The sequence below is a fragment of the Streptomyces sp. NPDC044704 genome (assembly GCF_056433525.1).
This window is the reverse complement of record NZ_JBWKGY010000001.1, coordinates 601,512-615,877: the sequence shown is the minus strand read 5'-3', so window position 1 is coordinate 615,877 and position 14,366 is coordinate 601,512. Positions and strand designations below refer to the sequence as shown.

Annotated in this window: 12 protein-coding genes; 8 read left to right on the top strand and 4 right to left on the bottom strand. The window is 73.2% G+C overall.

Annotated features, from left to right (window positions below):
* Positions 1–39: 39 nt before the first annotated feature.
* Positions 40–1,311 (bottom strand): cytochrome P450, cyclodipeptide synthase-associated, encoded by a 1,272-nt coding sequence (locus tag AC07B0_RS02865; protein WP_478896376.1) that lies wholly within the window; start codon positions 1,309–1,311, stop codon positions 40–42.
* Positions 1,312–1,554: 243 nt separating this feature from the next.
* Between AC07B0_RS02865 and AC07B0_RS02860 the strand changes: the two genes are divergently transcribed.
* Positions 1,555–2,688: a winged helix DNA-binding domain-containing protein gene (locus tag AC07B0_RS02860; RefSeq protein WP_478896374.1), complete on the top strand. Its 1,134-nt coding sequence runs from the start codon at positions 1,555–1,557 to the stop codon at positions 2,686–2,688.
* An 11-nt stretch (positions 2,689–2,699) separates the two neighbouring features.
* Here the strand turns inward: AC07B0_RS02860 and AC07B0_RS02855 are convergent, their stop codons facing one another.
* Positions 2,700–3,515, bottom strand: coding sequence for a hypothetical protein (locus AC07B0_RS02855; protein WP_478896372.1), 816 nt, complete (start codon positions 3,513–3,515; stop codon positions 2,700–2,702).
* A 116-nt stretch (positions 3,516–3,631) separates the two neighbouring features.
* Positions 3,632–4,840, bottom strand: coding sequence for an MFS transporter (locus AC07B0_RS02850; RefSeq protein ID WP_478896370.1), 1,209 nt, complete (start codon positions 4,838–4,840; stop codon positions 3,632–3,634).
* Between the two features lie 169 nt (positions 4,841–5,009).
* Between AC07B0_RS02850 and AC07B0_RS02845 the strand changes: the two genes are divergently transcribed.
* The 7 genes from AC07B0_RS02845 (at position 5,010) to AC07B0_RS02815 (ending at position 13,538) form a co-directional block, all read left to right on the top strand.
* Positions 5,010–5,945, top strand: coding sequence for a LysR family transcriptional regulator (locus tag AC07B0_RS02845; protein WP_478896369.1), 936 nt, complete (start codon positions 5,010–5,012; stop codon positions 5,943–5,945).
* Positions 5,946–6,192: 247 nt separating this feature from the next.
* Entirely contained in the window at positions 6,193–6,759 is a 567-nt protein-coding gene (locus tag AC07B0_RS02840; protein WP_478864804.1) for a DUF1062 domain-containing protein, read from the top strand.
* A 161-nt stretch (positions 6,760–6,920) separates the two neighbouring features.
* Positions 6,921–8,423, top strand: a complete 1,503-nt coding sequence (locus AC07B0_RS02835; protein ID WP_478896367.1) for an MFS transporter — start codon at positions 6,921–6,923, stop codon at positions 8,421–8,423.
* A 48-nt stretch (positions 8,424–8,471) separates the two neighbouring features.
* A complete protein-coding gene (locus AC07B0_RS02830) occupies positions 8,472–8,933 on the top strand; it encodes an SRPBCC family protein (protein ID WP_478896365.1) in 462 nt (153 codons plus the stop codon).
* Between the two features lie 50 nt (positions 8,934–8,983).
* Entirely contained in the window at positions 8,984–10,345 is a 1,362-nt protein-coding gene (locus AC07B0_RS02825; RefSeq protein ID WP_478896704.1) for a carotenoid oxygenase family protein, read from the top strand.
* Between the two features lie 166 nt (positions 10,346–10,511).
* Complete coding sequence (locus tag AC07B0_RS02820; protein ID WP_478896364.1) at positions 10,512–11,927, top strand: TerD family protein; 1,416 nt, start codon at positions 10,512–10,514, stop codon at positions 11,925–11,927.
* A 144-nt stretch (positions 11,928–12,071) separates the two neighbouring features.
* On the top strand, positions 12,072–13,538 hold the full coding sequence (locus tag AC07B0_RS02815; protein WP_478896362.1) for a PE-PGRS family protein: 1,467 nt from the start codon (positions 12,072–12,074) through the stop codon (positions 13,536–13,538).
* Between the two features lie 46 nt (positions 13,539–13,584).
* On the opposite strand, the gene AC07B0_RS02810 is transcribed toward AC07B0_RS02815, so the two are convergent.
* Positions 13,585–14,358 carry a response regulator gene (locus tag AC07B0_RS02810; protein ID WP_356871410.1) on the bottom strand — a complete coding sequence of 258 codons (774 nt, stop codon included), beginning with the start codon at positions 14,356–14,358 and terminating at the stop codon, positions 13,585–13,587.
* Positions 14,359–14,366: the final 8 nt, after the last annotated feature.

Genomic DNA, 14,366 nt, shown 5'->3' with positions numbered 1-14,366 from the left:
GGCGTCCACGGAGGGTCTGCCGGGCTTTCCACGTGTTCCTCACGCGGGCAGGACGCCCGGACCGACGTGAGGTCGCCGATCCGGCGAAAACGCGTGGACGGGAGCGAAGTCCAGCGACAGGGACACGGGGCCCCGCGTGTACAGGCCGGTCTCCCGGTAGCGGAAGCCGGGACTGTAGCGGACCTCGTCGAGCAGGGGCAGGAGCATCGCGGCGACGGTGTCGATCTCGGCCCGCGCGAAGGCCGCGCCGACGCACTGGTGGAGTCCGGTACCGAAGGCCATGTGCTGGGCGGCCGCGGTGAAGGAGCGGGCCGTGCCCAGGTCGGGGCGGTGGATGTCGAAGGTGTCCGGGGCGGCGAAGGCACCGGGGTCCCGGTTGGCCGCGCCGATCATGCAGAAGACCGTGGCACCGGCCGGGACCGCGGTGTCGGCGAAGACCGCGCTCTCCTTCGCCTGGCGGGGTATGAGCTGGACCGGCGGGGTGTAGCGCAAGGTCTCCGCGATCGCGGCGGGAAGCAGCCCGAGGTCGCGGCGCACCTCCGTCAGCTGCTCGGGGTGGTCGATCAGGTGCTTGAAGAGCAGGGCCAGCGTCTTGTCGGCGGGCTCGGTGGCGGCGGCGAGCACGTTGATGATCAGTGCGGTGACCTCGCGATTGCTCATGGCGACCCCGTCGAACTCGGCGGTGCAGAGCTTCGATATCAGGTCGTCGCCGGGGTGGCGGCGGCGCTGTTCGATGACGGGGACGAGGTAGGCCTCGAGCTGTTCCGCGCAGTCCAGGCAGTGCCGGCGTCGCTCGGGGGTGAGGGCGAGGCTGGTGATGAACTCGGCCACCCCGCTGTGCCAGGCGGCGACCTGCCGCCAGTCCTTCCTGTCCAGTCCGAGCACGTCGAGCGTCACGTGGACGGCGAGCGGCTTGCCGAAGTCGTTCACGAGGTCGATCCGGCCCCGGGCCAGGAAGGGGGCCAGGAGGTCGGCGGCGTTGGCGTGGACGGCGCGCATCTGGTCCTGGAGGGCCGCACCGGTAAAGGCTCGGACGACGATCTTCCGCTTGGCGGTGTGCTCGGCCCCCGTCATCTGCGCCAGGACCGGCCCCCGCATCACCGGCTCGGCCCGCACCTGCAGCGTCTCCGTCGTGAACGCCTCGTGGTCGGTCAGCACGCGCTTCACGTCGTCGTGGCGGGAGAGGAAGTAGCTGTCGATCGCCGGCTCGTAGTGCACCGGAGCCCCTTGCCTCAACTGTCCGAAGTGGCGGTAGGGATCTGTGGCGAACCCCTCGGACAGAACGCTGAAACGGGAATCGGAGTGCGGCACGGCGAAGACCTCTCCAGGTACTGGTACGCATCACGTTGCGCGGGAAGGGGGGACGGCGCCGGGCGCGAACCCCGGTGGCGGCGGCCCTCGTTGGCGCCGCCCCGGTCACGACGGCGTTGGTGAACCCTACGGTGCCCGGGCCGGTCCCGCCCTCCCCGCACGGCCGGCCGGTGTGGGGGCGGATCCGTACGGTGTCCGCGCGGAGATGCCGTCAGCCGGCCGGCGGGATGCTTAGGATCGGGCGTGGATCTGACATGGGCGCAAGTCTGCGGACGACGGTTGCGGCGGCACGGCCTGTCGTCGCCGCTGGGCACTCCGGCGGAGGCGGCGGCAGCGATGTGCGGCGCGCACGCCCAGGTGTTGTCGGCCGCCGAGGTGTCGATCGGCTTGAGGCTGGACGGCGTGACGCGCACCGACGTGCGGGAGGCGCTGTGGTCGGAGCACAGCCTGATCAAGACGTTCGGGCCGCGCGGTACGGTCCATCTGCTTCCGGCGGCGGAGCTGGGCCTGTGGTGCGGGGCCCTGGGAGCGGTACCGGCGGCCGGACGGCTCGCGCCCGAGGCGCGGTTGACCGGGGAACAGACCGAGGAACTCGTCGTCGCCATCGGAGTGATCCTGGCGGAGGCGGAGCTGACCGTGGACGAGCTGACCGGAGCACTGGCCGAGCAGGTCGGGGCGTGGGCCGTCGATCCGGTGATGCCCGCGTTCCAGACGATGTGGCCGCGCTGGCGGCAGATGGTCGCGACCGCCGCTCACAGGGGTGTGCTGTGCTTCGGCCCGGACAAGGGCCGCAGGACCACGTACACCAACCCCGGCCGCTGGCTGCCCGGTTTCGCCCCCGCCCCGCCGTCCGAGGCGGTCGACTGGCTGCTGGGCCGCTACCTGCACTCCTACGGGCCGGCGACTTCGCAGCACTTCGCCCGGTGGCTGGCCACCACGCCCGCCTGGACCCGCCACCTGTTCGAAGCGGCCGGCCTGACCGAGGTCTCCTTGGAAGGTACCCGTGCCTGGACCTCCCGAGCGGACGCGGAACCCGGCGAGAGCGCGCGGGGCGTCCTGCTGCTGCCGCACTTCGACTCGTTCACGGTCGGCTCGCAGCCACGGGAACTGCTGTTCCCCGGTGCGGCGCGGCAGCGGGCGCTCGCCAGGAGCAGCCAAGCCGGGAACTTCCCCGTCCTCCTGATCGACGGCGTGGTGGCCGGCGTGTGGCAGCAGAAGAAGACGGGCGGCACGGTCTCGATCACCGTCGAACCGCTCCGCCCCCTGACCGCCCGTCAGCACCGGCAACTCGGCGAGCAGGTCGAAAGGATCGGCGGCGTCCTCGAAGCCCGGCCCGCCTTCACCCTCGGCCCCGTGAACGTCGGCGCCCACGCCTGACGCGGCCCGGTTCAGCGCAGGAGCGCGCCGCGCAGGGTGATGCCGTGCCGCATGCGGAGGCGTCGCAGCTCCCACATCGCCACGGCGGTGACGGTCAGCGGCGCTCCCAGCACGAAGGCCAGCCGCACGCCCGGCGGCACGCCGTCGTAGGCCCCTCGGAACAGGTCGAAGAGGGCGACTTCCCATACGAGGAGGGTCGCGAGCAGGGGCGGAACCGTCTCGTGGAGGTCCGCCGTCCGGAAGACGTGCACGAGGGACTGCGCGATCCCGTAGAGGACGAAGGGGGCGAGCCACAACAGGAACGCGCCCAGCGCGAACAGCAGGACCACCCGCCCCGCGGACGCCGTCCAGTCCGTTTCCGCGTCCACGTAGCCGAGCCCCGTGATCAGCCTCGGCACGGCGAGCGCGACGACCAGCGCGAGCAGAGCCCCCGCGGGCTTGCCCACGCGGCGCAGGTACAGCCTCCGGTTGGGCGGGCGGGCCGCGATGACGAAGGCGGCGACGGCGATCGGGAAGGTCACCGCCAGCACGATGAGGGTGGTACGGATCTGATCGAAGCGGTCGTGCACCACGGCGTCGGCGTCCGCCGCCAGCCCGTAGGACAGCATCATCCAGGTGATGGCGACCAGTCCGATGACCGTCCGGATGACCTGGGCCCTCTTCACCACCGGATCGTGCACGCGGTCCGGTCGGGACGGCGTGAACACCGCGCGCGCCACGGCGATCGGGTTGAAGAGGCGTCCGAAGGTGAGCCGGCGCACGGTCGGCGGCTGTCCCGCCCCGTACGGATTCCACGGCGCCTCGCCGGCGCCCCCGCCTGTGCTCATGCCCGTGTCCTTCGTGTCGTCGTACCAGGAGTCACGAGGAGGATAGGCGGATCTCCGCGCGCGTGACAGCGCCTCGGTCCCGGGGCCGGCCTGCCCCACCGCCGGGCCGGCGCCCGTCAGCCCGCCGTGCGGCGCGGGAGGAGGAACGGGGTCGCCAGGAGGATCACGCCGGCCAGGGCGAGGGCGGTCCGCGGGCCGAGCAGGGCGCCCAGTACGCCCCAGGCGGCGGTCAGCAGCGCGGTCGAGGCCTTGGACGTCACGGCCCAGGCGGACAGTGTGCGGGCCACCCGGCCGGTCGGGGTGCGCCGGAGACGGTGGGTGGCGCAGACGGGGTTGAAGATCCCGCAGCAGAGGATGAGCCCGAATTCGACGCCCATCACCAGCAGGAGCCCTGCGGTGCCCGGTCCCACGAAGGCCAGGCCGAGGGGCCAGACCGCGCGCATCCACCCGGCCACGACCAGGACCCGGTGCTGTCCGAACCGGGCGGCGAGGGGCTGGGCCAGCCGTGAACCGAGCAGTCCGCCGATCGAGGGCACGGCGAAGGCGAGGCCGTACTGCCACGGCGCGAATCCGAGGGGGCCGAGCATCAGGACGGCGAGCAGTGGCTGCGCGGCCATCACCAGGCCGTTGAACAAGGTGGTGTTGAAGAGCAGCGGACGCAAGGTGGCGTCGGCGAGGACGTACCGCCAGCCGTCGAGCAGGTCCGCGGCCCGCATGCGTCCGGCCTCCCGGTACTGGGGCGGCGGCTCGTTCCCGCCCGCCGCGCGGATGCCCAGGGCCGAGAGCAGGTAGGTGACGGCGTCGGCCACCACCGTCGCCACCGGACCGAGGAGCCCGATCGCGGCGCCTCCCAGCGGCGGTCCGATGATCGTGGTCGTCCAGGCCGTGGACTCGAACCGGGCGTTGGCGACGAGCAGGTCCTCGGCCGGCAGCAGCGTCTTGAGGTAGGCGCCGGAGGCGGCGCGGAAGGAGATGTCGGCCGCGGCGACGACGACCGAGACCAGCAGGAGCTGGACGAAGGTGAGCACGCCGAGCGCGTACGCGGCGGGGACGGTCAGCAGCGCCCCGCACCGCACCAGGTCCATCGCGATCAGCACCGGCCGCTTGCGGCGGAACTCCACCCACGGGCCGAGCGGGACCGCCACGGCCGCACCCACCGCGGCACCCGCGGAGGAGAGCGCGGCGACCTCGGCCGGTCCGGCGTGCAGCACCTGGATGGCGATCAGCGGGAACGCTCCGAAGGAGAGCCACGTACCGAGCGCGCTGGTTCCGTACGCTGCCCAGAGCCAGCCGAACGGCCGCCCCAGCCGGTGCCCGCCCCTCATGCCCCCGACGCCCCTTGCCCTTGCCCTTGTCCTTGCCTTCGGCCGCAGCCGCATGGCACCCGCACAACCGATCCGCGACCGGAAGCATCAAAGCGCGCGCGGCACGCGGGGATCAAACAACCGCAGCGCCACCGGCCACAACCAACCGTTGTGCCCCTAGGGTGTCGGCATGGATCTCGACACCGTCCGGACCTTCGTCGTCGCCGCCGACGCGGGGCAGTTCCAGGAGGCCGCCACCGAGCTGGCGGTCACCCAGCAGGCGGTCTCCAAACGCATCGCCGCGCTGGAGCGCAGCCTCGGAGTGCGCCTGTTCACCCGTACCGCGCGCGGCGCCGAGCTCACCATCGACGGGCAGGCGTTCCTTCCCCACGCGCGCGAGCTGCTGCGCGTCGCCGAGCGCGCGGTGTCCTCCGTGCGGACCGGCCGGCGTCCGCTGCGCGTCGACGTGATCGCCTCGCGAGGTGCGGCGTCGGGCCTGATGCGCGGCTTCCACCGCGCGCACCCCGAGATCGAGCTCGACGTGGTGATGCTGCTCGACATCGAGGCGGCAGTCGCCGCCATCCGGTCCGGTGCGATCGACGCGTCCTTCCGCGCCGTCTCCGCGCCCGGGCGGCCCCTGCCCGCGGACTTCCGGTCCGTACGGGTGCTCGACGAGCCGCTCCAGCTCCTGACCGGCCCCGCCCACGCGCTGGCGGGCGCCCGGTCGGTGCCGCTCGCCCGGCTCGCCGGGCACCGGATCTGGATGCCCGGCATCGTTCCCGGTTCCGAGTGGGCCGCCTTCTACGACGACCTCGTCGCCGAGTTCGGCCTCACCATCGAGGCGACCGGCCCCAACTTCGGCTCCGACGCGCTGCTCGACACCGTCGCCGACACGCCGGCCCTGGCCACCTTCATGGGCGGGCACACCCGCCTCGTCTGGCCCGCCGGCCACGGCCTGCGCCGCATCCCGGTGACCGACCCGACGCCCGTCTACCCGCACTCGCTGCTCTGGCACCGCGACAACCCCCACCCGGGACTGACCACCCTCCGGGCCCACCTCGCCGCCGGAGCGGCCGGGCCCGACGCCGCCGGGACCTGGGTCCCGGACTGGGTGACCCCGCGCTGAACGCGCGCGCCTCCCCGGTCGCGTCGGGGCCGGGGGCGGCCCTCCCGGACAGCCGGACCCACCTTCCCGAAATTCAGTGGAACCGCACTCCCGTGCGCCGTTACCGTGCTCCCACCCACCCCCGCCCGGTCAAGGACGTGCCGTTGTACACCAAGTGAGACCCCCCGAGCGCTGAACCGTCGCGCGTCGCACCTGTGCGCCGTGCTCCTTTTCGCTGCGGTCTTCTCACTGGAACCGGTGTATCTCTGTGTCCGAAACCTGGGTGGTCGTACCCACCTGCCTGCCGATCGTTCTCCGCCGCTGCCACAGGTGTGCCTCCGGGCGCTTCCGGGCGAACGGCAAATTCCGCGTCAACGCCAACCACAAGCTCCTCGACGTCTGGCTCCTCGCACTCTGCACCGGGTGCGGGGACACCACCAGGATCACCGTCCTGGAGCGGGTGAACGTACGTTCCGTACGACCCGAGCTCCTGGACCGGCTGCACGACAACGACCCCGCTCTGGCAGCCGAATTGCTCCAGGACCCGGTCGTACGGCGCCGCAATCGCATCGCCCTCGACTGGGACGACGCCTGGCGCCTCGACATCGGGGCACCGCATCAGCCGGATCAGCCGCACCGGCCGGAGGGTGAGGCGACCGAGGTCTCGGTCCGCTTCGCGGCGCGGATACCCGTGCGGCCGGTGCGGCTGATCGCCGAAGGGTTCGGCCTTCCGCGAGCCGAGGTCGAGAGACTGCTCACCGAGGGGAACCTCGTGTCGACGGTCCGCTTGAGCGGCAAGCTCTCGGGCGACTTCACCTTCACGCTCAAGCGCTGAGTCCCTCCGGCCCGGGACGTGTCGGGGGAACCCGGGCCGGCGAGGTCCGGCTGCGGAGCAGCGTGCTCCGCAGCCGGGTGGACAGGTGTGGACAGGACTGGACAGTGCTCGCCGCCGCAGGGCATGGAATGTGAACACCGCCGGACACGAGGCTGTGTGCCATGAACCTTGGACGCACGAAGGACCAGGCACCCCCAGCGCCCCGGCCGGGGACCGCCCTCGCGGCCCTGGCCGCGGCGCAGTTCACCGTCATGCTGGCCACGTCGATCGTGAACGTGGCGCTGCCGCAGATCCGCGCCGGGGTGGGCCTGTCCGACGGGGGCACCACGTGGGTGGTCAACGCCTACGGCCTGGCGTTCGGTGCGCTGCTCCTGGCCGGGGGCCGGGCGGGCGACCTCTTCGGCCGCCGCCGGGTCCTGACCGTGGGCCTCGCCCTCTTCGCGGGGGCCTCGGTGGCGGCGGGGTCGGCCGCCTCGCCGGGCGTGCTGATCGCCGCCCGCGCCGTACAGGGTCTCGGCGCGGCCGCGATCGCCCCGGCCGCGCTCGCCCTGACGATGGACGTGTTCCCGCCCGGCCCGGGCAGGGGCAGGGCCTTGGGGGTGTGGGGCGCGGTCTCCGGTGCGGGGGGAGCGGGCGGCGTCCTGCTGGGCGGTGTGCTCACCCAGGCGTGGGGCTGGCCCTGGATCTTCCACTCCGTCGCGCTCGGAGCGGTGCTGGTGCTCGTCGCCGTGGTGAAGCTCGTACCGCGGGCCGTCGGCCGCGGGTCCGGACGGTTCGACCTCCTGGGCACCGTCACCGTCACCCTGGCCCTGACCTGCCTGGTCTGGGCCCTGACCAGCGCACGCGGCACGGGCTGGACGGACGCCCGGGTGCTGGGCGGCCTCCTCGGCGCCGTCACGCTGCTCGCCGTCTTCGTCCTGATCGAGCGTCGCCGGCCGCACGCCCTGATGCCTCCCAGGCTGTTCACCACCGGCCGCGTCGCCGCGGGCAACCTCCTGATGGCGCTGCTGGGTTCCGTGTGGATCGCCCTGTTCTTCTTCCTGCCGCTCTACCAGCAACAGGTACTCGGCATGGACCCCTTGGCCACCGGAGCGGGCCAACTCCCCCTCGCCCTGGCCAACATGCTCGGCGCCGCCGCGGCGCCGCGCGTCTCCCAGCGCATCGGGGTCACCGCGACCCTGACCGCTGCCCTGCTCACCGAGGCCGCGGGGCTGCTGTGGCTGTCACGGATGAGCGCCGACGGGAGCTACCTCGTCGACGTCCTCGGTCCGAGCGTCCTGGTCGGCTTCGGCCTGAGCGCCGCCTTCGTCCAGCTCACGGCGCTCGCCGTGGACGGCGTGCCGCAGCACGACGCGGGCCTGGCCGGCGGACTGGTGAACACCACCCGCCAGGTCGGTGGTGCGATCGGCCTCGCCGCCCTGGCCACCCTGGCCGGCTCCGTCACCGCCCACGCCGCCACCCACCAGTCCCACGTGGCGGCCCTCACCGCCGGCTACCGGGCCGCGTTCGCGGTCTCCGCGGCGGTCCTCGCCGCCACCGCGCTCCTCGCCCTGCCCCTCACCCGAGCGGCTCGCCGTGCACCCGGCGCCGTCCCGCCCCACACCGGCACGGACCCCGCACCGCCCGGCCCCGCCCGGGCGGCGGACCGCTCACCCGCCACCTGATCCCGACCCGTCAGCCCTTCCCGTACCGAGAACCGAAAAGGACACCGCATGCACACCATCGACACCACGGCCCCCGTCGTCGTCACCCTGGCGACGGTGATCGACGCCCCGCTCGCCACCGTCTGGGCACTGCACACCGACATCGACAACTGGCCCGCCTGGAACGCCGACATCGACCGGGCCCGGCTCGACGGGCCCGCCGCCGTCGGCAGCAGCTTCGTCTGGCTCACCCACGGCATGCACATCACCTCCACCATCCACGAACTCGTCCCCGGACAGCGGATCGTCTGGGGCGGGACGGTCGAGGGAATCGTCGGCATCCACGTCTGGACGTTCGAACCGACCGGGGCCGGCGTCCTCGTCCGCACCGAGGAGTCCTGGAGCGGGGAGCCCGTCGACGCCGCGGTCGACGCGCTCTCCTCGGCCCTGAAGGCCTCCCTCCAGAGCTGGCTCGACCGCCTCAAGGCACACGCCGAGCAGCCCGCCGGGGACGGCACCCACCCCGCGTGACGAAGACGACGACCACCGCAACCGCCACCGATGAGATCCGAGGACCCGTCATGACCACCCCGCCCTACCTGAACGGCCACTACACCCCCGTCACCGACGAGATCACCGCCACCGGCCTCACCGTCGAAGGCGCCCTGCCCCCCGAGCTGACCGGCCGTCTGATCCGCAACAGCCACAACCCCAAGCCGGGCATCACCCCCACCCACTGGTTCAAGGGCAGCGGCATGGTCCACGGGATCCGGCTGCGCGACGGCCGCGCCGAGTGGTACCGCAACCGCTGGGTCCACACCCCCGCCCTCGACGGCGCCCCCTACATGACCGAGCACGGCCCGGACCTGACCGCGAGCACCGCCGGGACCCACGTCATCGAGCACGCCGGACGGCTGCTCGCCCTGTGCGAGGCGAACCTCCCCTTCGAGCTCACCCCGGACCTGGAGACGGTGGGTGCCCACGACTTCGACGGCCGGCTGCGCACCGCGATGACCGCGCACCCCAAGGAGGACCCGATGACGGGGGAACTCCACTTCTTCGGATCCTCACCCTTCCCGCCCTTCCTGACGTACTACGTCGCCGATGCCAAGGGTGCGATCACCCACAGCGTCGAGATCCCCGGCGCGACCGCCTCCCTCAAGCACGACTTCGCCATCACCCGCCGCCACGTGGTCTTCGTCGAGGGCAACGTCACCTTCGACCCCGCCGAGCACTCCGGCATCCCCTACGCCTGGAGCGACCGGCAGCCCTCCCGCATAGGCGTCATGCCCCGGGGGGACGACGGCGCCCGGCACGTCCGCTGGTTCTCCGTCGAACCCGGCAACATGCTGCACGTCGGCAACGCGTACGAGGACGGCCAGGGCCGCATCGTCCTGGAAGGCCCCACCGTCGACCGGGACGGATTCCAGCTCTCGTGGAACTGGTGGGTCGGCGCGCCCGGGCGCGGCAGCGAACCCAACACGCGCTCCTACACCCGCCGCTGGACCATCGACATGACGGCCGGAACCGTCGACGAACGGATCATCGACGACCTCGCGGTGGAGTTCCCCACCCTCAACGAGGAGTACCTGGGGGCCGAGAACCGGTACCAGTACGCGGTGTCCTTCCCCGACCAGGAAGGCTTCGGCGGCTACGGCGTCGTCAAGTACGACCGCACCACCGGAGCCCGCCGCATCCACCAGGTCGGCGATGCCCGCCTGCCCAGCGAGGCCGTCTTCGTCCCGGCGGCCGGCGCGACCAACGAGGACGACGGCTACCTCCTCACCGTCGTCTCCGACCTGAAGCAGGACGCCTCACAACTCCTGGTGCTGGACGCCTCCGGCCTCGGCCGGATCGCCGTCGTCCACCTCCCCCGCCGGGTGACCGCCGGGATCCACGGTTCCTGGATCCCCGACAGCGCCCTCGACGGCAGCGCGGGCTGACCCTCCCGTCCCCGGGGCCCGGCACCGAGCCGCCCCGGGGACGCCCCCTGCTGACGCCGTCGCCTGCGGCACGGGCCGCACGGGGGTGCGTCCAGCAACCGGACGGTCACCTCCCAAAAGGAACAAACGCTCGACGAACGGCCAACTGGCCTGCGACGATGCCCTCATGACGCAGATCATCAAGGGGGGCAACCTGCCCGTGTCCGGCGAGCCCATGCGGGTCGCCGTGGTCCGTCGTGCCGCCGGGCCCGGTGTGCCCGAGCTCGACCCGGCGGCACTGTTGCTGGACGACAGCGGTCAGGTGAGGGGACGGAGCGACCTGGTCTTCTACAACCAGCGCGCGCACGCCACCAGCGCCGTACAACTCCTGGGCAACGCCCAGGGCGAGGACGGCCGGACGGCGGACTGGCTGGAGATCGACCCGGCCGGGGTCGAGCCGGAGGTGGAGCGGATCCTCATCGCGGCCTCCGCCGAGGGCGGAACCTTCGGGGACGTACCGGGGCTGTACGTGGAGGCCGTCAGCACGGTGACGGGTGAACGGATGGTGGTGTACTCGGTCGACGAGGACGACGCGACGACCGAAACCGCTTACGTACTGGGTGAGTTCTACCGCCGGGCCGGGGGCTGGAAGTTCCGTGCCGTCGGGCAGGGGTACGACTCGGGGCTTCCGGGGCTGGCCACGGACTACGGGTTCACGGTCGAGGAGGAAGAGGCCGAGCCCGAGTCGGCCTCCGCGCCGCCGCCCGCGCCCCGGCTCCCCGAGGCTCCCCCGCCCGCCCCGCCCCTGGCGGCGGCGGCAGCTCCGGTGCCCCCGGAGCCGGAACCGTCCGGGGCCGCAGAGGCCGTAGCGGCATCACCGGCCCCCACCTCCACGGCCACGGCCACCGAGCCCGCCGGTACACCCGTCTCCAAGACGGACTCCCCGCTCCTGGGCACCATCACCACACGGCTGAACAACCTCCCGACCGACTTCGGGCCGGACTTCCCCGTCTTCACGCACGAGGGCAAGGGAAACGACATCGTCCGGGTGGAGGTGCCCATGCCGGCCGGGTTCGCCGTGGTCGACGTGGTGAGGGTGGGGGAAAGCCTCATCGAGATCGCGGCGTTGAACCACCGCAACCACGAGCAGTCCCCCTCGGTCCTCAGCAGCTGGCTGGAGGACTTCAGCGGGCGCGGAATCGTGGACCACGACGGGAACGGGCCCCTGCGGCTGCGCGTGAAGGCACACGGCGAGTGGAAGATCACCGTGAGCCCGATCTCGGTGCTCCGCGACGTCTCCGAACGGGTCGAGGGTTTCGGTCCGGACGTCCTGGCGTACGCCGGACCCGCCGTCGACCTCGCCGTCAGGCACCGCAACCGCAAGGACGACTGGTTCGAGCTGGAGGCCATCAGGCGCAGCGCCTCGCGCCGCAACCTGTGCAGCGGGTACAAGTCGGGGCGGACCACGGTGGCGCTGACGCGCGGGGCGCGACTGCTGGTCATCAAGTGCGACAGCCCCTGGTCGATCACCCCCCGCGAGGTCACCCCGCACGCCAACCGGACGGAAGGCGAGGTCCCGCCCTTCTGGAAGCGCCTGCGCTGACCGCCGGCCGGGACCGCGAGGGCCCGTGACGGTGGGCCGGAGCCGGTGGACCGAGTCGCCGTGCGGGGCAACCGCCACCACCGGCCCCGCACGCCCTCGGGGTCCCCCACGGCGGTCGGCCGCGGACCGGGCAGGATGGCGTACATGACACCCGACGAGCTGACGGAGCCGGTCGACGGCTGGGCCTTCCTCGGCCACAACAGAGCGGCTCCCGAGGAACTGCTGGTCCGGCTGCTCGACGTCGCCCCCGACTTCCTGTGGCGCGAGGACCTACCGGCCCGCGTCCTCGATGCGGCGGTCGGCCACCCGGACCGGGCGGTGCGCGGCCGGGTCGTCGAGGCGCGGCACGAGCTGACCCCGGAACAGTGGGCCCGGCTCTTCCGCGGGGAACGCAGCGGGGCGCGGCGGGCACTGTTCGTGGAGTTCGCCGCCGACCGGGGGGAGCCGCTGGCCGACGCGGCGATGGAGGAGCTGGCCGCCGACGCGTCCCCTCTGGTCCGGGCCGAGGCCGCCCGGCTGCGCGGGCTTCCCGTGCCTCTGCTCCGCATTCTCGCGGCCGACCCCGCTCCCGCCGTCCGGGCCGCCGCCTGCGACCCGGTCTGGCCCCACCTCCCCCCACCGGTGCGGGAGGGCCTGCTAGCCGACCCCGACGAGCGGGTCCGCACCGCCGCCCGGCTCCGCCACCACCGGGACCATCCGCTGTCCGAGGCCGGTTTCGAGCGGCTCGGGGGCACGGCCGGCCGCGCCCTGGACACCTGTCGCCTCGCGCCCGGACTGGCCGCGCGGCTGGCTTCGTACGGGTCCGCGGAGGTCCGGGAGAGGCTGGCGCGCAGTCCCCGTCTCGACCCGGCGGCCATCGCCCTCCTCGCCGAGGACGAGCACGAGGAGGTCCGCCGCGCGCTCGCCGTGCGGGCCGACCTGACCGAGGAGCAGCGGGCCGCCGTCCGCCTGGCGGCCGGTCCGGGCGACGGGCACCACCACCTCCTGCCCTGGGTGGCCGAACTCCACGACGACCCCGGGGCCATGCGCCGGCTCGCCGCCTCCGGCCATCCCCACGTGCGCAGCAGCGTCGCCCGCGCCCGGCACCTGCCGCCGGACGTCGTCGCACGGCTGGCGGGCGACGAGGACCGGGTCGTGCGGCTCTTCCTCGCCGAGTCCTGCGAGGACGCGCCGCCGGACCTGCTCCTGGAGGTCTGGCGCTGGTGGGACGGCAGCCTGAGCTTCCCCGGGCGCCCGCGCAGCCACCCGAACTTCCCGCGCGAGGGACTCCTGCGCCATGCCACCGACCCGGACCCGAGGCTCCGGCGACTCGCCCTGGGCGACCCCGGGTCCACGCCCGAGCTGGTCGACCGGCTCAGCCGGGACGAGGCCGAGGAGGTGCGGCAGGACGCCGCGGGCGACCCGAGGCTCTCCCCCGCCGCCGCGGTGCGCCTGCTCGACGATCCGGACTCCTCCGTGCGGGCCCTCGCCGCCCGGCACCCCGCCCTTCCGCGGGAGGTCCTGCTCCGGCTGCTGCTCGACCCCCGGACCGCGGGCTCCGCCGCCGTGAACACGGCGCTGCCCGTGCCCGTGATGCGCCGGATGGCCGACCTGCTGGCGGAGCGGCCGTGACCGGCCGGTTCCGGCCGGGCGGGGTGGCAGGCGGCGGGGCGGGAGGTCAGGCGCGGGGCGGCCGGGTGGCGGTGTCGAGGTAGAAGGCGTCGATGCTCTGGACGGCCTGCTCGAACTCCTCCAGGTTGACGGGCTTGGTCACGTACGCGTTGGCGTGGCTGCTGTAGGCGCCGGTGACGTCGTCCGGTGCGGAGGAGGTGGTGAGGACGACGACGGGGATGGTCTGGAGGTCGTCGTCGTTCTTCAGGACCTTCAGCAGGTCCCGGCCGTTCATGCGGGGCATGTTGAGGTCGAGCACGATCAGGTCCGGGCGCACGCTGCCCGGCGCCCGGAGGTGTTCGAGTGCGGCGACCCCGTCGGTGACCTGGACGAGGTTGCGTGCCCCGCGCTCGGAGAGGGCCTCCTCGATGAGCATGGCGTCGGCCATGTCGTCTTCGACGAGCAGGACGTCGAAGGGGCGGGCGGGGGTGGTCATCATCGGATGCTCCGTGGGTGCTTCGTTGGAGTGGTCGAACAGCCCCGGCCAGCGGCGGCGCGCGCCCTGGCGGGTCATCCCGCAGGCGGAGCCGATCTGTGGATAGCCGGCACCCGCCCGGGCGGCCGCCTCGGCCGCTTCCTGCTGGATGCGTGCGGTGGCCTGCTGGATGTGGTCCAGCAGGTGGAGGAGCGTCAGTGCCTGTGCCGGGTCGTCCGGTTTCGGATGCGCCGGGGTTTCCAGCAGTTGCCGCGCAAGGCGCCGCGCCAGGGAACCCACCGCCGCGTCCGCGACGGCGGCGGTCTCCGGCGGGGTGGTCCGCAGTACGAAGTTCTTGCCAGGCATACCCGGCA

What these genes read in the sequence shown, in the direction of transcription:
- AC07B0_RS02855 (WP_478896372.1), bottom strand. Translation starts at nt 3,515, where the DNA reads ATGAGCACAGGCGGGGGCGCCGGCGAGGCGCCGTGGAATCCGTACGGG.
- AC07B0_RS02850 (WP_478896370.1), bottom strand. Translation starts at nt 4,840, where the DNA reads ATGAGGGGCGGGCACCGGCTGGGGCGGCCGTTCGGCTGGCTCTGGGCA.
- AC07B0_RS02845 (WP_478896369.1), top strand. Translation starts at nt 5,010, where the DNA reads ATGGATCTCGACACCGTCCGGACCTTCGTCGTCGCCGCCGACGCGGGG.
- AC07B0_RS02835 (WP_478896367.1), top strand. Translation starts at nt 6,921, where the DNA reads ATGAACCTTGGACGCACGAAGGACCAGGCACCCCCAGCGCCCCGGCCG.
- AC07B0_RS02830 (WP_478896365.1), top strand. Translation starts at nt 8,472, where the DNA reads ATGCACACCATCGACACCACGGCCCCCGTCGTCGTCACCCTGGCGACG.
- AC07B0_RS02825 (WP_478896704.1), top strand. Translation starts at nt 8,984, where the DNA reads ATGACCACCCCGCCCTACCTGAACGGCCACTACACCCCCGTCACCGAC.
- AC07B0_RS02820 (WP_478896364.1), top strand. Translation starts at nt 10,512, where the DNA reads ATGACGCAGATCATCAAGGGGGGCAACCTGCCCGTGTCCGGCGAGCCC.
- AC07B0_RS02815 (WP_478896362.1), top strand. Translation starts at nt 12,072, where the DNA reads ATGACACCCGACGAGCTGACGGAGCCGGTCGACGGCTGGGCCTTCCTC.
- AC07B0_RS02810 (WP_356871410.1), bottom strand. Translation starts at nt 14,358, where the DNA reads ATGCCTGGCAAGAACTTCGTACTGCGGACCACCCCGCCGGAGACCGCC.